This is a genomic window from Pantoea sp. PGP6 (assembly GCF_053474785.1).
In genome coordinates this window covers 3,074,985-3,092,972 of sequence record NZ_JBQBMA010000001.1, presented here as the reverse complement: position 1 = coordinate 3,092,972, position 17,988 = coordinate 3,074,985, and the positions used below count along the sequence as shown (strand labels likewise).

Here is a 17,988-nt window from a genome sequence, read left to right as displayed (position 1 = left end):
CGTGGGCGCGTGATGAACTGGGCATTCGGCCGGATCAGTGGCTCTATGCCTAGATTAAAAGCGTCTCGGTCACGCCCTGATTACAGCACGTACTGATAGAGCGTCTCAGCAATGCCGGTTTCGAGGTTGGTGCCGATCACTTTTTTGGCGCGCGCTTTAATCGCCTCATCGGCATTGCCCATCGCCACACCCAGACCGGCGGTTTCCAGCATGCTGAGGTCGTTGTAGTTATCCCCGAATGCGATCACATCTGACATGCTCAGTCCCAGCGAGTCGACCCACTGCGCCAGACGCTTGCCTTTGCTGTTGCCGCCTTTAGCGATATCGACCTGATCGTGCCACGACCATTCGCAGGCCAGGCCCAGTTCCGCCTCGACCCGGCTGGCAAACTGCTGCAACTCAGGAATGTTGGGATGCGACAGGGCGAATTTCCAGATGGCGCCCGCTTCGCGCGCTGCGTCGGCTAAATCAGGCACCTGTCTGAACAGCGGACGCTGGTGCGGTGGCAGCGATTCGGCCCAGTTGAGGGTGCGGGTAACATGGCCGGTCGGGGTCTGATACAGCATGGCATCATCGACATACAGCAGCCCATGAATCCCCTGCTGATCCAGCATCTCAATCACCTTCAGCGCCAGTTGGCTATCAAGCGGATCGGCCGCCAGCACCTTTTTGTTCTGATAATCATACAAATAGGTACCGTTACAGCAGATAGCTGGCGTATCGAGTTCTAACGCCTGATAAAAAGGATGGATGGCGCAGTGATGGCGTCCGGTCACGATAGCGACGTGAATGCCCGCCTGACGCGCCTTCTTCAGCGCCTCGACCGACTGCGGCAGAATGGTTTTTGCGGGTGTTAACAGCGTGCCGTCGAGATCGAGGGCAATGACACGGTAGCTCATTAATCCTTCCGTTGGGGTAGGTTAGCGAAGCCTCAAGTCTACACCTGACTCCCCTTGTGAGACAAAAAACCGGGCACAAATGATTCCAGCATGGCTAAAACGCGCTACAGTGACTCACAGATCATCATCAGGCAGCCAAAAAGGAGAATGCATGAAACAAGTTGTCTACACCGCCAGTCCCGAGAGCCAGCAGATCCATGTCTGGCAGATGAATGAAGAGGGTGCGCTGACGTTGCTTCAGGTGACCGATGTCGCTGGCCAGGTTCAGCCAATGGTGGTGAGTCCGAACCGCGATTTTCTCTATGTCGGCGTGCGCCCCAATTTTCGCGTGCTGGCGTTTCGCATCGCGGCTGATGGCACCCTGACCGAAGCCGGACAGGCGCCGCTGCCCGGCAGCCCGACCCATATCTCCACCGATCGCAGCGGTAAATTCCTGTTCTGCGGCTCCTACAATGACGCCTGCGTCAGCGTCAGCCCGATTGGTGAGGATGGCGTGCCACAGGCACCGCTGCAGGTGATCCACGGGCTGGAAGGGTGCCACTCAGCCAATATTGATAACCACAATCAGACGCTCTACGTGCCGGCCCTGAAGCAGGACCGCATTTGCCTGTTTGCGCTGGGCGATGATGGCCAGCTGACGCCGCGTCCGCAGGCGCAGGTCACCACCGTCGAAGGCGCCGGTCCGCGCCACATGCAGTTCCATCCGAACGGTCGTTACGCCTACTGTGTGAATGAACTCGACAGCACGGTCGAAGTCTGGGCGTTAAATGAGGGCAACGTGGCAAGCGTGCAGACGCTGGATATGATGCCACCTGATTTCAGCGGTACCCGCTGGGCAGCAGATATTCATCTGACGCCGGATGGCCGTTTCCTCTACGCCTGTGACCGCACCAGCAGCACGCTGGCGGTGTTCAGCGTCAGCGAACAGGGTGACCAGCTGACTCTGCAAGGTTTCCAGCCGACCGAGACCCAGCCGCGCGGCTTTAATATCGATCACAGCGGGCAGTATCTGGTGGCGGCGGGGCAGAAGTCTCATCACATCGAGGTCTATCGCATTACGGAACCGCAAGGGCTGTTACAACCGCTGGGACGTTATGCGGTTGGACAGGGACCGATGTGGGTTGTTGTGCATCAGCTGCAGGCATAACGCAGTTTCGCACGCCTCCCCGGACGGGGAGGCGTGGCGGGATTACTGATAGTTCACGGTCAGTGACGCGCTCGCCAGCGCGTGAAAATGGACGTTAAAGCCAACCATTGCGCCACTCGCGCCCTCATCCACCTCAATCTTTTCCACATCCAGCGCATGCACGGTGAAAATGTAGCGATGGGTTTCGCCCTGCGGCGGTGCCGCGCCGCCATAGCCAGCCTGACCAAAATCAGTGCGGGTCTGTAGCGCTCCTGATGGCAGTTCGGCTTTGCCGGAACCCGCGCCCTGCGGCAGAGAGGTAGTGCTGGCCGGAATATTGGCAACCAGCCAGTGCCACCAGCCGGAGCCGGTTGGCGCGTCGGGATCGTAGCAGGTCACCACAAAACTTTTGGTGCCTTCCGGGGCCGCTTCCCAGGCCAGATGGGGAGAGATGTTCTCGCCCTGATAGCCCATGCCGTTGAAAACATGCTTCTCAGGCATCTTATCGCCGTCGTTAAAATCCTGACTATAAACGCGCATTGCCTCTCCTCACGTGTCGATGAATAGCCTGTCATCATAACCAAACGCGCAGGCAGTTCCAGCGCTTAGCCCGCTTCAGTCGGCAAAATGTGAAGAATGCTCAAGCGCTGCCCCAATCGCCTGCACCAGTTTGCTCAGCGCCTGCGGCGTGATGATGTACGGCGGCATCAGATAGATCAGCCGGCCAAACGGGCGGATCCACACGCCCTGCTCGACGAAGAACTGCTGCAGCGCCGCCATGTTGACCGCCTGATGGGTCTCGACCACGCCAATCGCGCCCAGCACCCGCACATCCGCTACCTGCGGCGCACTGCGCAGCGGCAACAGCTCCGCCCGCAACTGCTGTTCGATAGCGGCCACCTGACCTTGCCACTCGCCTTCAGCCAGCATCGTCAGGCTTTCGACCGCCACTGCGCAGGCCAGCGGATTGCCCATAAAGGTCGGGCCGTGCATAAAACAGCCGGCCGGACTGCGGCTGATGGTGTCCGCCACCTCACGGGTGGTCAGGGTGGCCGCCAGCGTCAGGGTCCCGCCGGTCAGCGCTTTGCCAACGCACATAATATCGGGCGTGATAGCGGCATGTTCACAGGCAAACAGTTTGCCGGTGCGGCCAAAGCCGCTGGCGATCTCATCGGCAATCAGTAACAGGCCGTAGCGATCGCACGCTTCACGCACCCGCTGCAGATAGCGCGGATGGTAGAAACGCATCCCGCCTGCGCCCTGAACTATTGGCTCCAGAATCACCGCGGCCAGCTGCTGATGATGTTGCTCCAGCAGGCGGGCAAAATCGTCGAAGTCGCGCTCATCCCATCGGTCGTCAAAACCACAGGCCGGAGCCTCGGCAAAGTGATGTTCAGGCAGGTAACCGCGCCACAGGCTGTGCATCGAATTATCCGGATCGCACACCGACATCGCCGCAAACGTATCGCCGTGATAGCCGCGTTTCAGCGTCAGGAATTGCTGACGGACCTCTCCGCGCCCCAGCCAGTATTGCAGCGCCATCTTCATCGACACTTCCACTGCGACCGAGCCGGAATCGGCGAGGAATACGCACTCCAGCGCCGCGGGCGTCATGGTCAGTAGCTGACGGCAGAGCGCCACGGCAGCGGGATGGGTTATGCCGCCAAACATCACGTGGGACATCTGCGTCAACTGCTGGGTCAGCGCCCGGTTCAGTCGCGGATGGTTATAGCCGTGGATCGCCGCCCACCACGAGGACATGCCGTCGATCAGCTCACGGCCATCGGCCAGTTGCAGCTGGAAACCGTGTGCGGCAACCACCGGGTAACAGGGCAGGGGGTCCTGCATTGAGGTGTAGGGATGCCAGATGTGCTGGCGATCAAAGCGGGCGTCTTCAGGCGTGAACATGGGCATCGTAAACCGGAGTTGTAAACCAAAATAAAAAAATATAGTTTACAAGTATAACCACGTTAATCGTCGGGATGACACCCTTTTTTTGGAGCACGCAATGGCACAACGCTGGACAGTCGCACAGGCACAGGCCCTGTTTGATCAACCTTTTCTTGAACTGATGTTTGAAGCGCAGCGGGTGCACCGTCAGCACTTCGATCCGCGCCAGGTGCAGGTCAGCACCCTGTTGTCGATCAAAACCGGTGCCTGCCCGGAAGACTGCAAATACTGCCCGCAGAGTGCGCGCTACAAAACCGGTCTGGAATCGGAACGTCTGATGGAGGTCGAAGAGGTACTGGCCTCGGCCCGGCAGGCCAAAGCGGCCGGGTCGAGTCGTTTCTGCATGGGCGCCGCCTGGAAAAACCCGCATGACCGCGACATGCCTTACCTGGAAAAAATGGTTGAAGGGGTCAAGGCGATGGGGATGGAAACCTGTATGACGCTGGGTACGCTCAGCGACCAGCAGGCGCAGCGACTGGCCAGCGCGGGCCTCGATTTTTATAACCACAACCTCGATACCTCGCCGGAATTTTACGGCAGTATCATCACCACCCGCAGCTATCAGGAACGGCTTGATACGCTGGGCAAAGTGCGTGACGCCGGCATTAAAGTCTGCTCTGGCGGCATTGTCGGACTGGGGGAAACGGTCAACGATCGCGCCGGACTGCTGGTGCAGTTAGCCAATCTGCCGACGCCGCCGGAAAGCGTGCCGATCAACATGCTGGTGAAGGTCAAAGGGACGCCGCTGGCGGATAACGATGACGTGGAGCCGTTCGATTTTATCCGCACCATCGCGGTGGCGCGCATCATGATGCCGACCTCGCACGTCCGGCTGTCGGCGGGCCGTGAGCAGATGAGCGAGCAGACCCAGGCGATGTGCTTTATGGCCGGTGCTAACTCGATTTTCTACGGCTGCAAACTGCTGACTACGCCGAACCCGGAAGAGGATAAAGATCGGGTGCTGTTCCGTAAGCTGGGCCTGAATCCGCAGCACAGCCATACCGACCACGGCGATCAGCAACAGCAGCAGCAGCTCAGCGAGCAGCTGATGCACGCTGACACTGAACAGTTCTATAACGCGGCGCTGTAATGAGCTGGCAGCAACGACTGCAGCAGGCGCTCGTGCAGCGGCGGGCGGCCGATGGCTGGCGGCAGCGACCGGTGATCGATCACCAGACCACCCGCACGTTGCAGAGTGGCGGACGGACCTATCGCCATTTTTCCAGCAACGACTACCTCGGTTTAACGCAGCATCCGGCGGTGATTGCCGGCTGGCAGCGCGGCGCAGAGCAGGCGGGAGCCGGGGCCGGTGCATCCGGTCACGTCACCGGTTATCACCGGCAGCATGCGGAGCTGGAAGCGCAGCTGGCTGACTGGCTCGGCTATGACCGGGCGCTGCTGTTTATCTCTGGTTTTGCGGCGAACCAGGCGGTGATCCATCTGCTGGCAGAGGCTGACGATCGCATCCTGGCGGATAAGTTAACCCACGCTTCGCTGCTGGATGCCGCCAGCCACAGTCCGGCGCAGCTGCGCCGTTTCACGCACAACAGTCCGGCGAGTCTGGCGGCGCGGCTGTCCTCGCCCTGCAGCGGTGAAACGCTGGTGGTAACCGAAGGCATTTTCAGCATGGATGGCGACAGTGCGCCGCTGGCGGCGATAGCGACCCAGACCCGGCAGGCCGGGGCCTGGCTGCTGGTAGACGATGCGCACGGTATCGGCGTGGTGGGCGAACAGGGGCGCGGCAGTTGCTGGCAGCAGGGAATCAAGCCTGAGTTGCTGGTGGTCACCTTTGGCAAAGCCTTTGGCGTCAGCGGAGCCGCGCTGCTGTGCGACGCACAAACCGCCGACTATTTCCTGCAGTTCAGCCGTCATCTGATCTACTCGACCGCCATGCCCGCCGCCCAGGCGTCGGCGCTGCAGGCGTCCCTCGGTCAGGTCCGGCAGGGCGATGAGTTGCGTCAGCGGTTGCAGCAAAATATTCAGCGCTTCCGGCGCGGCGCGGCTACGCTGCCCTGGCAACTGATGGATTCCGCCAGCGCGATTCAGCCATTAATTGTTGGCGGCAATGCGGAAGCGATGGCGCTCTCAGCCCGGCTGGCGGACGCTGGCTGCTGGGTCAGTGCGATCCGGCCGCCAACCGTCCCGCCAGGCACCGCCCGGCTGCGTATTACCCTGACGGCGGCGCATCAGCCGGACGACATCGACAATCTGCTGGAGGCGCTGCATGACGCTGCAGGTTGATAAGCGCGCCGTGGCGCGGGCCTTTGGCCGGGCGGCCGGGCATTATGATGCACATGCTGCCCTGCAGCGGCTGAGCGGTGACGCGCTGCTGGCTCGCGCCCCCGCGCACAGTGGTCCGCAGCTGCTCGATGCCGGTTGCGGCACCGGCTGGTACAGCAAGCAATGGCGGGCGCGTGGTAAGCAGGTGACGGCACTGGATCTTTCACCGCAGATGCTGCAACAGGCGCGCGCCAATGATGCGGCGCAGCACTATCTGGCCGGGGATATCGATGCTCTGCCGCTGGCGGATGCCGGTTTTGATCTGGTATGGAGCAACCTGGCGGTGCAGTGGAGCGACGATCTGTCGCAGGCGCTGAGCCAGTTCAGACGGGTGCTGCGTCCCGACGGCACGCTGCTGTTCTCGACCCTGAGCGCCGGTTCATTGCAGGAAGTGCATCAGGCCTGGTCGTATCTTGACGAACATCCTCACGCCAACCGGTTTCTCAGCGAACAGCAGATCGCGTCAGCCTGCGCAGCCCACCGGCTGAGCTGTGAGTCAGCGCTGATTACCCTGCATTTTCCCGATGCGCTCAGCGCTATGCGTTCCCTGAAAGGGATTGGCGCCACTCATCTGCATCAGGGGCGTGACGGTCCGCTGCTGACCCGGCAACGGCTGGCACAGCTGGAAGCGCACTGGCCGCGCGATCGGCACGGTTTCCGCCTCAGTTATCATTTAATCTATGGAGTAAGTTCATCATGAAGCGCTGGTTTATCACCGGCACCGACACCGAAGTCGGTAAAACGGTCGCCAGTGGCGCGCTGTTACAGGCGGCCCGGGCCGCGGGTTATCGCTGCGCCGGCTACAAGCCTGTCGCCTCCGGCTGTGAGATGACAGCGCAGGGGCTGCGCAACAGTGACGCGCTGGCGCTGCAGCGTTACAGCAGCGTGCCGTTAGACTATCAGCAGGTCAATCCGCTGGCGTTCCTCGAACCCACGTCGCCGCACATCGTCAGTGCCGAAGAGGGCAGGCCGATCACTTCGCTGACCATGTCATCGGGACTGGCGGCGCTGGAGCCGCTGGCTGACTGGATTCTGGTCGAAGGGGCGGGCGGCTGGTACACCCCGTTATCCGCCACGCACACCTACGCCGACTGGGTCAGCAGTGAACAGCTGCCGGTCATTTTAGTGGTTGGCGTCAAGCTGGGCTGCATCAATCACGCCATGCTGACCGCGGATGCGGTACGGGCGCGTGGGCTGCGACTGGCTGGCTGGATCGCCAACACCGTGGTGCCGCCCGGTAACCGTTATCAGGAATATCTCACCAGCCTGCAGCAGCGACTGCCCGCGCCCTGTCTCGGCACCATTCCGTATCTGACCGAAGCGGCGCAGCAGGACAGCTGCGGCCAGTATCTGACCTTACCGGACTAACAAACCTCAGGCCACCGTTAGCCATTTGTTGACGGTGTGGTCATCCAGCTGCGCCATTTTGCCCTGCGCCACGTTACGCCCGCGATGCAACAGCAGAAAATAGTCGGCCACGCGGCGTATCAGCGACAGTCGCTGCTCCAGCAGCAGGATGGTCAGGCCGTAGTCGAGATTCAGGCGGCGAATCAGATTGCCCATCTCCTCCTCCAGCCACGGTGACATACCGTCGGTTGGCTCATCCAGAATCAGCAGCTTAGGCTGTAACACCAGCGCCCGCGCCAGGGCCAGCTGCTGTTGCTGATCGATGGGCAGATCGCCGCTGCGCTGCTGCCGTAACGAATAGAGCGCCGGGAACAGGTCAAACACCATTTCGGGGATGGCGCGGTGGCGGTCAGCCTGATTTGCTCCGGCCAGCAGGGCGATCAGCAAATTATCTTCCACGCTCATCTGGGTAAAAATATGGCGGCCCTGCGGCACGTAGCCAATACCCATCTGCGCCCGCTGCTCCGCCGGCTGTAGCAGCAGGTCGGCGGGCGGTGAGCCATCCTCTTTCCAGGAGATCGATCCGCTGTTAATCGGCAGTCTGCCCATGATGCAGTTCACCAGGGTGGTTTTCCCCATCCCGGGCCGGCCGAGAACGCCGGTGCAGGTGCCAGGCGACAGATCGAGATCGACATCCCACAGAATATGATTTTGACCGTAAAATTGATTTACCGAACGTAAACTCAGCATCTGACACTCTCCTTCCCGATCATTAGCCTGAATGCTTCCGCTCTGTGTCGTCTGGCAAACAAGTTATCAGCAATGGCACGCTCCCCATTGCAGTACAGTGCGCGCGTTGCGCGTTGACGCCACGGATTCTTGCAATTCCCAGGCCAGATTCCGCAGCAACCATTTTTCAGCCAGCAGCGCGGGTCTGTGGCGCTAAAAGATGAGCAATGCTTATCAATTTCTGCCGGTGATAACATTACTGCACTTTTGCAGTGCCAGCGGGCGGCGTTTCTGGTGCAGACGTACAATGATGAGGCAGCGATTCTGATTAGGAATGGGCAACAGATGCGGCAAAGACGCGGGTTAAAGAAGGCAACCGGTAAAAAAAGCAGAACAATGGGTCAGCCACGGCAGCTAAAATTAGCGGAAAAAAAATTATTTTTAGCGAAACCGAGCGGCAGGGAAAAATTATACACAGCCGATGGCGGCGGGGCTGCCATCACTTATCCACCATTCCTGTGGATAACCTTGTGCATTAGGTAATGAAAACAGGTTGGAAGCGAGGAAATACGCGGCCTGGTTACATAATGTCGAGAATCTGGGCTTTTGGGCATAAGCCAGTAAAATCAATTGGTTAATAAAAAACAAGCCTGCGAATTATCTGTCAGTTCATCGAACTGTAATTTTGTGACGGTCTATTGACAAATGTTAAATCCGATCTCCGCCTGGGGATAACCTTGCGCAACAACCTGCGCGATAAAGCAAGCGGCAATCGACGGCGAAAAAGTATCCCGACAGTGACGATTACTCTGCCTTAATACTGTTTTTATATCCAGTATTATTTTCTGGCAAAATCACCATAGCAGAGTAAAATAGTGGCCTGCCCGCCGACTTCTTCAGCAGGAACTGCATTCATGAGTAAAGCCTTTAAATTGAATTCCGCTTTCAAACCTTCTGGCGATCAGCCAGAGGCGATTCGTCGTCTGGAAGAGGGGCTGGAAGATGGACTGGCCCACCAGACCTTATTAGGCGTAACCGGCTCGGGGAAAACCTTCACCGTCGCCAACGTGATTGCCGATCTCAACCGTCCAACCATGGTACTGGCGCCCAACAAAACGCTGGCGGCGCAGTTGTACGGTGAAATGAAGGAGTTCTTCCCGGATAACGCGGTTGAGTTTTTCGTCTCTTACTACGACTATTACCAGCCGGAAGCCTATGTGCCGAGTTCCGACACCTTTATCGAAAAGGACGCCTCGGTTAACGAACACATTGAGCAGATGCGTTTGTCGGCGACCAAAGCGCTGCTGGAGCGGCGTGACGTGATTGTGGTCGCCTCGGTCTCGGCGATCTACGGTCTGGGCGATCCCGATCTCTACCTGAAAATGATGCTGCACCTGACCCGCGGCATGATTATCGACCAGCGCAGCATTCTGCGCCGTCTGTCAGAGCTGCAGTACACCCGCAACGATCAGGCGTTCCAGCGCGGTACGTTCCGGGTGCGCGGCGAAGTGATCGACATCTTCCCGGCCGAATCGGACGATATCGCCCTGCGCGTTGAGCTGTTCGACGAAGAGGTAGAGCGCCTGTCGCTGTTTGACCCGCTTACCGGCCAGATCGACTCGGTAGTGCCGCGCTTTACCATCTACCCGAAAACGCACTACGTGACGCCGCGTGAGCGCATTCTGCAGGCGATGGAAGATATCAAGGTGGAACTGGCGGATCGCCGCAGGGTACTGCTGGAAAATAATAAGCTGCTGGAAGAGCAGCGTATTACCCAGCGTACTCAGTTCGATCTGGAGATGATGGGCGAGCTGGGCTACTGCTCCGGCATCGAAAACTATTCGCGCTATCTTTCCGGGCGCGGACCGGGTGAAGCGCCACCGACGCTGTTTGACTATCTGCCAGCCGATGGCTTGCTGGTGGTCGACGAATCGCACGTCACCATCCCGCAGATTGGCGGGATGTATAAAGGCGACCGGGCGCGTAAAGAGACGCTGGTAGAGTACGGTTTCCGTTTGCCGTCGGCACTGGATAACCGTCCGATGAAGTTTGAAGAGTTTGAGGCGCTTGCACCCCAGACTATCTATGTGTCAGCCACGCCGGGTAAATATGAGCTGGAAAAATCGGGCAGCGAAGTGATCGACCAGGTGGTGCGTCCTACCGGTCTGCTCGACCCGATCCTCGAAGTGCGTCCGGTGGCGACCCAGGTCGACGATCTGCTGTCGGAAATCCGTCAGCGGGTGGCGATCAACGAACGTGTGCTGGTGACGGTGCTGACCAAGCGTATGGCGGAAGATCTGACCGAATATCTGGAAGAGCACGGTGAGAAGGTGCGTTACCTGCACTCCGATATTGATACCGTTGAACGCATGGAAATTATCCGCGATTTACGTCTGGGTGAGTTTGATGTGCTGGTGGGCATTAACTTACTGCGTGAGGGGCTGGATATGCCGGAAGTATCGCTGGTGGCCATTCTGGACGCGGATAAAGAGGGTTTCCTGCGTTCCGAACGCTCACTGATTCAGACCATCGGTCGTGCGGCGCGTAACATTAACGGCAAGGCGATTCTCTACGGCGATAAAATTACCCCGTCAATGGCGCGGGCGATTGAAGAGACTGAACGCCGCCGCGAGAAGCAGCAGCAGTACAATGAAGAGAACGGCATTGTGCCGCAGGGCCTGAATAAGAAAATTACCGATATTCTGGAACTGGGCAACAACGTGGTGAAAACCCGTGGCAAAGCCAAACCGGCACGTCGCGGCGCGGCCGAAGCTGAAGCGGATTACCTGGCGCTGTCGCCGCAGGCCCTGCAGAAAAAGATCCACGAGCTGGAAGGGCAGATGCAGCAGCATGCGCAGAACCTGGAGTTCGAACAGGCGGCCAGCGTGCGCGATCAGCTGCATGAGCTGCGCACGCTGTTTATTGCCACCTCGTAACTCAGCTAAAGCCCTGAATGGCGTGTTCCAGCGCGACCCGCAGCAGCTGGCGGTCGTGACGATATTTGATATCGGCGGCCTCCAGCGGCTCACGCACAATCAGCCGGTTATCGACCTGGCTGATGTCGGCGGAGGGACTGACCACAATCGCGTCAATCACCCGTTTGCCAATGTAGCGCTCCATCATTGCCAGTTTATCGGCGACCGTCAGGCTGGCTGCTGCCGGGCTGAGTTCGCGACCCAGATTGCCGATAAAGACCATGGTGGCGGGCGTCCGACGCAGCGCCTGCGCCATCTCCTCCATCAGCAGAATCGGCATCAGGCTGGTGTAAAAACTGCCTGGCCCGATCAGGATTAAATCCGCTTCGCCAATCGCATCCAGCGCTTCCCGCGTCGGCTGGACGTTGGGATGCAACATCATCTCCTGCGGCGGCTGCTTCATCTCATCAATTGCAGTTTCACCGTAGACCATATTGCCTTCCACATCGAGCGCCACCAGATCCACCGGTTGCTCCGACATCGGAATCAAAAAGGCATCGACCTTCAGCAGGTTACGAATGATGTTGATCGCTTCCAGCGGACGCACGCTCAGGTGATCGAGCGCTTTCAGCATCAGGTTGCCGAGGTTGTGTCCAGCCAGCTCCCCGTTACCGGCAAAGCGATACTCAAACATCGCTGAGGCCACGCTCGGTTCGGCGATCAGCTGGTTGAGGCAGTTGCGCATATCGCCCCAGGCGATGCCGCCTTCTGAGCGGCGAATGCGGCCGGTTGAACCGCCGTTATCGGTGGTGGTTACAATGCCGGTAAGGCGTGAGCCGAGCGGCGACAGGGCAGACATCACGCGGCCTAAGCCATGTCCGCCACCCAGGGCCACCACGCGATCGAGATCGGCCAGTGTGCGATTCATACTTCTCCTTAACATCGTCTCGCGTGACGTCGCTCTAAACGCTAAACCCGCGCGGATGACTTGCGTCAAAATCTGAAGCGCATTTTAACGTATCCTGTCGCTAAAATGCGGTGAAAATTCGATATGTATTAGAATATATAGCGAAAACAGCGAATGGAAGAGTCGCGGAAATCGCGCTACCATCTTGATTAACCGCGCTGATCAACGGGTCAGCGTACACTCTAGCCTGATTGCCTACGTCTGCGGATAGGGGAGTCAGGCCGTAGCCATTGAGCTACCAGGGTGCAGAAAGAAATGACTGCATCTCCCAATCTGGAAAGGTGTTCTGGTGTCACAATTTACTGATGCATACGCGCGTAAGTTCTATTACCTGCGCCTGTCGGTCACGGATGTGTGTAACTTCCGCTGTACCTACTGTCTGCCCGATGGCTACAAGCCGCACGGCATTCGCAACAAAAGCTTTCTCTCTCTGGATGAAATCCGTCGTGTCACGCGGGCTTTCGCCGCAGCGGGCACGGAAAAAGTGCGGCTGACCGGCGGTGAGCCATCGCTGCGCCGCGATTTTACCGACATCATCGCGGCGGTGCGTGAGAACCCCTCGGTGCGCCATATCGCCGTCACCACCAACGGTTACCGGCTGGCTCGCGACGTGAAGCAGTGGCGCGAGGCGGGATTAACCGCGCTCAACGTCAGCGTTGATAGCCTCGATGCCCGTCAGTTCCACGCCATTACCGGTCAGGATAAATTCCATCAGGTGATGGCGGGCATCGACGCTGCCTTTGACGCCGGATTTCAGCAGGTGAAAGTCAACAGCGTGCTGATGCGCGATCTCAATAGCCGTAATCTGGCGACCTTCCTCGACTGGATCCGTACCCGACCGATTCAGCTGCGCTTCATCGAACTGATGGAAACCGGTGACGGCGGAACGCTGTTTCGCCAGCAGCACGTCTCCGGCACGGTGATCCGTGACCAGCTGATTGCGCTGGGCTGGCAGCGGCGGGAGAGCGGCCGCAGCGACGGTCCGGCCCAGGTGTTTTACCATCCCGATTATGTCGGTGAGATCGGCCTGATAATGCCCTATGCCAAAGATTTTTGTGCCAGCTGCAACCGTCTGCGCGTCTCGGCGCAGGGCAATCTGCATCTCTGCCTGTTTGGCGACGGTGGCGTACCGCTGCGGGATCTGCTGGCCTCTGACGATCAGCAAGCGGAACTGCAGGCGCGCATTGCCAGTAGCCTCGGGCAGAAAAAGCAGACCCATTTTCTGCATCAGGGCAACACCGGTATCACGCAAAATCTTTCTTACATTGGCGGTTAATTTCAGGAGGCGTTATGGGCAAACCAGTCAGCGAATTTCAGGCGTTACAGATTGCGGTAATGACCGTGTCAGATCGCCGCGATGCCAGCGAGGATAGCTCCGGCGACTATCTGCGCGGTGCCGCCCTTGAGGCGGGGCACGAGGTGGTTGATCACGCCATCGTGCCGGATAATCTCTATCGCATTCGCGCCACCGTATCGCGCTGGATCGCCAGTGACGATGTGCAGGTCGTGATCATTAACGGCGGTACCGGATTTAACCTGAAAAACAGCACGCCGGAAGCCCTGCTGCCGCTGTTTGATCGCGAGATCGCCGGCTTTGGCGAACTGTTCCGGATGATCTCCTATGAGGAGATTGGCGGCTCGACCTTGCAGTCGCGCGCCATCGCCGGGATGGCGAACCAGACCTTAATTTTTGCGGTGCCGGGCTCCACCAATGCCTGCCGCAGCGCCTGGGAGCGGATTATTGCCGATCAGCTGGATGCGCGCACCCGTCCCTGCAACTTTGTCTCACATCTGAAGAAACGGTAAGTATGTCGCAACTCACACACATTAATGCTGCTGGCGAAGCGCATATGGTGGATGTCTCCGCCAAAGCGGAAACCGTACGCGAAGCGCGGGCGGAGGTGCTGGTGCTGATGCAGCCTGACACGCTGCAGATGATCATCGACGGCAGTCACCACAAAGGCGATGTGTTCGCCACGGCGCGCATTGCCGGTATCCAGGCCGCCAAACGGACCTGGGAACTGATCCCACTCTGCCATCCGCTGATGCTGAGCAAAGTGGAAGTGAATCTGCTGGCCGAGCCGGAACACAATCGGGTACGCATCACCTCGCTGTGCCGTCTGACCGGCAAAACCGGCGTTGAGATGGAAGCGCTGACGGCGGCCTCGGTGGCGGCCCTGACCATCTACGACATGTGCAAAGCGGTACAGAAAGATATCGTCATCGACCAGTTGCGCTTAATCAGCAAAAGCGGCGGCAAAAGCGGTGATTTCCAGGCGGTGTCCGATGATTAAGGTGCTGTTTTTTGCCCAGGTACGTGAGCTGGTCGGCAGCGCCTCGCTGGAGATCGCTACCGCCTATCCGGATGTGGCTGCCCTGCGTGCTGCGCTGGCCGGGCAGGGCGATCGCTGGGCGTTAGCGCTCGAGTCCGGCAAGCTGCTGGCGGCGGTCAATCAGACGCTGGTGCCGATGAGTCATCCGCTGCGTGACGGCGATGAAGTGGCCTTTTTCCCGCCAGTGACCGGAGGCTAAGATGGAGACGCAGATTCGTGTCGGCCCGGCGCCGTTTGATATGGCTGAAGCTTATCGCTGGCTGGCCGCCTGTGACGAAGATGGCGCGGTGGTGACTTTTACCGGCAAAGTGCGTAACCATAACCTCGGCGCGCACGTCGCGGCACTGACGCTGGAACACTATCCTGGCATGACCGAAAAAGCATTGCAGGAGATTGTTGATGCCGCCCGCCAGCGCTGGCCGCTGCAGCGCGTCACGGTGATCCACCGCACCGGCGAACTGTTTCCTGGTGATGAAATTGTGCTGGTGGGCGTCACCAGCGCACACCGCGGCAGCGCATTTTCTGCCGCGGAGTTCATTATGGATTACCTGAAAACCCGCGCGCCGTTCTGGAAGCGCGAAGCGACCGCCGACGGCGATCGCTGGGTCGATGCCCGCGACAGCGATCGCCAGGCGGCGCAGCGCTGGGATTAAGGCTGTTTTAACTGCTCGGCCGGGCCGAAATGGGTCTGGCCGTGGCTGTGTTCACCGCCGCCGTGGGTGCGCTGCAGCTGAATCACCTCGCCCTGTTGCCAGGCATTGGCCCCCGGTTCGGCCGGATGCGCCACAATATCCGCCCGCTGAGCACGAATTTTCTTACTGTCGACATCAAAGCGCCGGTCGCGATCGGCCAGCAGGCGTGAATCCATCTGCCCGTCAGCGGTAAAGCCCATCATCAGGGCCGGAATGCCGATTGGCAGGGTCTTGTCGCGATCGGTATGCCAGGTGTGCCAGGTCTTGCCGTAGGTATTAACGATGCGCTTCATCAGCGCGTGATCGGCGGCTTCCGGTAAGCCGGGCGCGATCAGCGTGCCTGATTTCACTTCGTACTGATGGCTGTGCCACAGCTTTTTCTCTTCCGGCGGCAGGGTTTTATACAGCCGCTCGCTGATAATGTACTCCACGCCCATCAGGCGCGCATCGCGGGTATTGCCGTCATAAATCACCGCCTGCATCACATCCTCATTCAGCACCGTCACATAGTGGTGCGCCTCCATCTGACCGTTCTGATCGCCGTTATAAAAATGGAAGCCGTCGAGATAGGTATTGATGGCGTCGATCGGAGGACGGGACTGCATCACGCTGGCGCCGGTTTCCAGCAGCTTAAGTGACGAGGAGGTGGGCGCGCCAGGCGACTGTACTTTTGCAGGGGAGTTATTGGCACCGCATCCCGCTAACAGCAGGCTGAGCGCCGCGACCGGCCAGAGTTTTAACATCGTAAATTCCTTTAACGGTAAAAAAGGTAACCTTAGTTCAGAAAATCAGACCTGCCTGTAAAATGGCGGCAATGGTAGAGTAGAGCTTTGATTGATTCCGAGGACAGGTATGTCATTTACCCCAAGTCTGCAACGTCTGACGCTGGCCGCCGCGCTGGTGCTGGCAGGTTGTAGCAGCAAGAAAACGCCCGAGGCGCCGGTCCGGCAGCCCGCCGATGTCAAAGCGCAAATCCAGCGGCTGTTGCCGGCCCACGTCAGCAATAAAGCGGACTGGGCTGACGACATCTACACCTCTTTTCGCACCCAGCAGCTCGACCCGAGCACCAGCAACCTGTGTGCGGTGATTGCGGTGGCGGATCAGGAGACCAATTTCAGCGCCGAAGCCGCCGTGCCGGGCCTGCCCAAAATTGCCTGGGGCGAGATTAATCGCCGGGCAGCGAAGGTACACGTGCCGGCATTTGTGGTACGTACCGCGCTGATGATTAAATCATCGAACGGCGAAAGCTACGCCGCCCGTCTGGATAAGGTGCGCAGCGAGAAGGAACTGAGCGATATTTTTGATGACTTAATCGATATGGTGCCGATGGGACAGACGCTGTTTGGCAATCTTAATCCGATCCATACCGGCGGGCCGATGCAGGTCAGCATCGCCTTTGCGGAAGCCCATGCCAAAGGCTATCCGTGGCCGATTGATGGCTCAATCCGCCGCGAAGTCTTTACCCGTCACGGCGGGATCTACTTCGGAACCCTGCATCTGCTGGGCTATCCGGCCGATTACAGCCAGCCGCTTTACCGTTTTGCCGACTTCAACGCCGGCTGGTATGCCAGCCGCAATGCCGCATTCCAGGCCGCAGTGGCGCGGGCGACCGGCATGAAGCTGACGCTGGATGGCGATCTGATTCTTTACGGCAGCGAGAAGGCGGGCAGCACCGAGCTGGCGGTACGCACCCTGGCGAAGCAGATTGATATGAGCGACAGCGAGATCCGCCGCGATCTTGAGAAAGGGGAGAAGGCGGAGTTCAGCGACAGCACGCTGTGGCGGCAGGTATTCACCCTGGCCGATAAAATGGCGGGTCGCCGACTGCCGCGTGAAATGCTGCCGGGCATCAAGCTGGAAAGCCCGAAAATTACCCGCAATCTGACCACCGCCTGGTTCGCTCAGCGGGTCGATAGCCGCTATCAGCAGTGTCTGTCACGTCGTTAGCGGTGATGTTGTGGCGCAGTTGAGTCGGGCTGTGCCACACTTAGTCAGGCTCCGTGCGCGGAGCTCGTCCTAATCCGTTCAACAAGAGGTGCATCATGGACCGATATCCACAAAATGACTCAATTGTTCAACCTGCGTCACGTGGGCTGCAAGCCTATATGTCCCAGGTGTATGGCTGGATGACCTGCGGTCTGTTACTGACAGCGTTTGTCTCCTGGTTTGCCGCGCGGACTCCAGCGGTAATGGAGCTGGTGTTTGCTTACCGTATCACCTTCTTTGGGCTGATTATCGCGCAGCTGGCGCTGGTCTTCTTCCTCTCCGGCATGGTACATCGCCTGAGCGGCGCGGTCGCCACCGGGTTGTTTATGCTCTATTCGGCGCTGACTGGCGTCACCATGGCGAGTATTTTTCTGGTCTACACCTATTCGTCGATTGCCAGCACCTTCTTCGTCACCGCCGGTATGTTTGGTGCGATGAGTTTTTATGGCTATACCACCAAACGTGACCTGAGCCGCTTTGGCAGCCTGCTGTTTATGGCGCTGATCGGCATCGTGCTGGCGTCGCTGGTGAATTTCTGGCTGAAAAGTCCGGCGCTGATGTGGGCCATTACCTATATCGGCGTGGTGGTGTTTGTCGGCTTAACCGCTTATGACACCCAGAAGCTGAAGAATATTGGCGAGCAGATTGACGCGCGCGATACAGAGAACCTGCGTCGTTACTCGATTATGGGGGCATTAACCCTCTATCTGGACTTTATTAACCTGTTCCTGATGCTGCTGCGGATTTTCGGCAACCGTCGTTAA

Annotated in this window: 20 protein-coding genes and 1 riboswitch; of the genes, 14 read left to right on the top strand and 6 right to left on the bottom strand. The window is 58.9% G+C overall.

What is annotated here, in order from left to right; translation table 11 throughout:
* Positions 1-80: 80 nt before the first annotated feature.
* Positions 81-899 carry a pyridoxal phosphatase gene (locus ACLIBF_RS15025; RefSeq protein ID WP_069728050.1) on the bottom strand — a complete coding sequence of 273 codons (819 nt, stop codon included), beginning with the start codon at positions 897-899 and terminating at the stop codon, positions 81-83.
* 151 nt (positions 900-1,050) lie between these two features.
* Here ACLIBF_RS15025 and pgl point away from each other — a divergent pair, with 151 nt between their 5' ends.
* Complete coding sequence (pgl, locus tag ACLIBF_RS15020) at positions 1,051-2,046, top strand: 6-phosphogluconolactonase (protein WP_279809426.1); 996 nt, start codon at positions 1,051-1,053, stop codon at positions 2,044-2,046.
* A 42-nt stretch (positions 2,047-2,088) separates the two neighbouring features.
* On the opposite strand, the gene ACLIBF_RS15015 is transcribed toward pgl, so the two are convergent.
* The gene (locus tag ACLIBF_RS15015; RefSeq protein ID WP_031376860.1) at positions 2,089-2,565 is read right to left on the bottom strand and encodes a kinase inhibitor; all 477 of its coding nucleotides are present in this window, start codon (positions 2,563-2,565) and stop codon (positions 2,089-2,091) included.
* Positions 2,566-2,640: 75 nt separating this feature from the next.
* Positions 2,641-3,933: an adenosylmethionine--8-amino-7-oxononanoate transaminase gene (gene bioA / locus ACLIBF_RS15010; protein WP_448310053.1), complete on the bottom strand. Its 1,293-nt coding sequence runs from the start codon at positions 3,931-3,933 to the stop codon at positions 2,641-2,643.
* A 100-nt stretch (positions 3,934-4,033) separates the two neighbouring features.
* Here bioA and bioB point away from each other — a divergent pair, with 100 nt between their 5' ends.
* Genes bioB through bioD form a run of 4 tightly spaced genes read left to right on the top strand, consistent with a single transcriptional unit; the run spans position 4,034 to position 7,623 of the window.
* The gene (gene bioB / locus ACLIBF_RS15005; RefSeq protein ID WP_448310051.1) at positions 4,034-5,065 is read left to right on the top strand and encodes a biotin synthase BioB; all 1,032 of its coding nucleotides are present in this window, start codon (positions 4,034-4,036) and stop codon (positions 5,063-5,065) included.
* On the top strand, positions 5,065-6,216 hold the full coding sequence (gene bioF / locus ACLIBF_RS15000) for an 8-amino-7-oxononanoate synthase (RefSeq protein ID WP_448310050.1): 1,152 nt from the start codon (positions 5,065-5,067) through the stop codon (positions 6,214-6,216). The genes bioB and bioF overlap by 1 nt, the downstream gene beginning before the upstream one ends.
* Positions 6,200-6,955 carry a malonyl-ACP O-methyltransferase BioC gene (bioC, locus tag ACLIBF_RS14995; protein WP_046288445.1) on the top strand — a complete coding sequence of 252 codons (756 nt, stop codon included), beginning with the start codon at positions 6,200-6,202 and terminating at the stop codon, positions 6,953-6,955. The genes bioF and bioC overlap by 17 nt, the downstream gene beginning before the upstream one ends.
* A complete protein-coding gene (bioD, locus tag ACLIBF_RS14990; RefSeq protein WP_046288444.1) occupies positions 6,952-7,623 on the top strand; it encodes a dethiobiotin synthase in 672 nt (223 codons plus the stop codon). Before bioC ends, bioD begins: the two co-directional genes overlap by 4 nt.
* Before the next feature lie 6 nt (positions 7,624-7,629).
* On the opposite strand, the gene ACLIBF_RS14985 is transcribed toward bioD, so the two are convergent.
* Positions 7,630-8,352: an ABC transporter ATP-binding protein gene (locus tag ACLIBF_RS14985; RefSeq protein WP_031377433.1), complete on the bottom strand. Its 723-nt coding sequence runs from the start codon at positions 8,350-8,352 to the stop codon at positions 7,630-7,632.
* Positions 8,353-8,538: 186 nt separating this feature from the next.
* On the opposite strand from ACLIBF_RS14985, the gene ACLIBF_RS14980 reads away from it, so the two are divergent.
* Complete coding sequence (locus ACLIBF_RS14980) at positions 8,539-8,874, top strand: hypothetical protein (RefSeq protein ID WP_031377432.1); 336 nt, start codon at positions 8,539-8,541, stop codon at positions 8,872-8,874.
* Between the two features lie 371 nt (positions 8,875-9,245).
* A complete protein-coding gene (gene uvrB / locus ACLIBF_RS14975; RefSeq protein ID WP_031377431.1) occupies positions 9,246-11,267 on the top strand; it encodes an excinuclease ABC subunit UvrB in 2,022 nt (673 codons plus the stop codon).
* A 1-nt stretch (position 11,268) separates the two neighbouring features.
* Here the strand turns inward: uvrB and ACLIBF_RS14970 are convergent, their stop codons facing one another.
* Positions 11,269-12,174 (bottom strand): gluconeogenesis factor YvcK family protein, encoded by a 906-nt coding sequence (locus tag ACLIBF_RS14970; protein ID WP_031377430.1) that lies wholly within the window; start codon positions 12,172-12,174, stop codon positions 11,269-11,271.
* A 205-nt stretch (positions 12,175-12,379) separates the two neighbouring features.
* Positions 12,380-12,513, top strand: a riboswitch (molybdenum cofactor riboswitch).
* Here ACLIBF_RS14970 and moaA point away from each other — a divergent pair.
* The 5 genes from moaA (at position 12,503) to moaE (ending at position 15,199) form a co-directional block, all read left to right on the top strand.
* The gene (moaA, locus tag ACLIBF_RS14965) at positions 12,503-13,489 is read left to right on the top strand and encodes a GTP 3',8-cyclase MoaA (RefSeq protein WP_448310046.1); all 987 of its coding nucleotides are present in this window, start codon (positions 12,503-12,505) and stop codon (positions 13,487-13,489) included. It overlaps the preceding riboswitch by 11 nt.
* Positions 13,490-13,503: 14 nt before the next feature.
* Positions 13,504-14,019, top strand: coding sequence for a molybdenum cofactor biosynthesis protein B (moaB, locus tag ACLIBF_RS14960; RefSeq protein WP_031377428.1), 516 nt, complete (start codon positions 13,504-13,506; stop codon positions 14,017-14,019).
* Positions 14,020-14,021: 2 nt separating this feature from the next.
* Positions 14,022-14,507, top strand: a complete 486-nt coding sequence (gene moaC, locus ACLIBF_RS14955) for a cyclic pyranopterin monophosphate synthase MoaC (protein WP_159223744.1) — start codon at positions 14,022-14,024, stop codon at positions 14,505-14,507.
* The gene (gene moaD, locus ACLIBF_RS14950) at positions 14,500-14,745 is read left to right on the top strand and encodes a molybdopterin synthase sulfur carrier subunit (RefSeq protein WP_031377426.1); all 246 of its coding nucleotides are present in this window, start codon (positions 14,500-14,502) and stop codon (positions 14,743-14,745) included. The genes moaC and moaD overlap by 8 nt, the downstream gene beginning before the upstream one ends.
* Before the next feature lies 1 nt (position 14,746).
* On the top strand, positions 14,747-15,199 hold the full coding sequence (gene moaE, locus ACLIBF_RS14945; RefSeq protein ID WP_031377425.1) for a molybdopterin synthase catalytic subunit MoaE: 453 nt from the start codon (positions 14,747-14,749) through the stop codon (positions 15,197-15,199).
* Here moaE and ACLIBF_RS14940 read toward each other — a convergent pair.
* Entirely contained in the window at positions 15,196-15,981 is a 786-nt protein-coding gene (locus ACLIBF_RS14940) for an OBAP family protein (protein ID WP_279809421.1), read from the bottom strand. The genes moaE and ACLIBF_RS14940 overlap by 4 nt on opposite strands.
* Before the next feature lie 109 nt (positions 15,982-16,090).
* On the opposite strand from ACLIBF_RS14940, the gene ACLIBF_RS14935 reads away from it, so the two are divergent.
* Positions 16,091-17,185 carry a DUF1615 domain-containing protein gene (locus ACLIBF_RS14935; RefSeq protein ID WP_046288443.1) on the top strand — a complete coding sequence of 365 codons (1,095 nt, stop codon included), beginning with the start codon at positions 16,091-16,093 and terminating at the stop codon, positions 17,183-17,185.
* A 95-nt stretch (positions 17,186-17,280) separates the two neighbouring features.
* Positions 17,281-17,988 (top strand): Bax inhibitor-1/YccA family protein, encoded by a 708-nt coding sequence (locus ACLIBF_RS14930; protein WP_448310045.1) that lies wholly within the window; start codon positions 17,281-17,283, stop codon positions 17,986-17,988.

Bases quoted from the DNA above. Each gene is read 5' to 3' on its own strand.
- bioB (WP_448310051.1), top strand. From the start codon at position 4,034: ATGGCACAACGCTGGACAGTCGCACAGGCACAGGCCCTGTTTGATCAA.
- moaE (WP_031377425.1), top strand. From the start codon at position 14,747: ATGGAGACGCAGATTCGTGTCGGCCCGGCGCCGTTTGATATGGCTGAA.
- moaD (WP_031377426.1), top strand. From the start codon at position 14,500: ATGATTAAGGTGCTGTTTTTTGCCCAGGTACGTGAGCTGGTCGGCAGC.
- ACLIBF_RS14935 (WP_046288443.1), top strand. From the start codon at position 16,091: ATGTCATTTACCCCAAGTCTGCAACGTCTGACGCTGGCCGCCGCGCTG.
- moaC (WP_159223744.1), top strand. From the start codon at position 14,022: ATGTCGCAACTCACACACATTAATGCTGCTGGCGAAGCGCATATGGTG.
- ACLIBF_RS15025 (WP_069728050.1), bottom strand. From the start codon at position 899: ATGAGCTACCGTGTCATTGCCCTCGATCTCGACGGCACGCTGTTAACA.
- ACLIBF_RS14985 (WP_031377433.1), bottom strand. From the start codon at position 8,352: ATGCTGAGTTTACGTTCGGTAAATCAATTTTACGGTCAAAATCATATT.
- pgl (WP_279809426.1), top strand. From the start codon at position 1,051: ATGAAACAAGTTGTCTACACCGCCAGTCCCGAGAGCCAGCAGATCCAT.
- ACLIBF_RS14930 (WP_448310045.1), top strand. From the start codon at position 17,281: ATGGACCGATATCCACAAAATGACTCAATTGTTCAACCTGCGTCACGT.
- bioA (WP_448310053.1), bottom strand. From the start codon at position 3,933: ATGTTCACGCCTGAAGACGCCCGCTTTGATCGCCAGCACATCTGGCAT.
- ACLIBF_RS15015 (WP_031376860.1), bottom strand. From the start codon at position 2,565: ATGCGCGTTTATAGTCAGGATTTTAACGACGGCGATAAGATGCCTGAG.
- bioC (WP_046288445.1), top strand. From the start codon at position 6,200: ATGACGCTGCAGGTTGATAAGCGCGCCGTGGCGCGGGCCTTTGGCCGG.
- moaB (WP_031377428.1), top strand. From the start codon at position 13,504: ATGGGCAAACCAGTCAGCGAATTTCAGGCGTTACAGATTGCGGTAATG.
- ACLIBF_RS14970 (WP_031377430.1), bottom strand. From the start codon at position 12,174: ATGAATCGCACACTGGCCGATCTCGATCGCGTGGTGGCCCTGGGTGGC.
- uvrB (WP_031377431.1), top strand. From the start codon at position 9,246: ATGAGTAAAGCCTTTAAATTGAATTCCGCTTTCAAACCTTCTGGCGAT.
- bioD (WP_046288444.1), top strand. From the start codon at position 6,952: ATGAAGCGCTGGTTTATCACCGGCACCGACACCGAAGTCGGTAAAACG.
- bioF (WP_448310050.1), top strand. From the start codon at position 5,065: ATGAGCTGGCAGCAACGACTGCAGCAGGCGCTCGTGCAGCGGCGGGCG.
- ACLIBF_RS14940 (WP_279809421.1), bottom strand. From the start codon at position 15,981: ATGTTAAAACTCTGGCCGGTCGCGGCGCTCAGCCTGCTGTTAGCGGGA.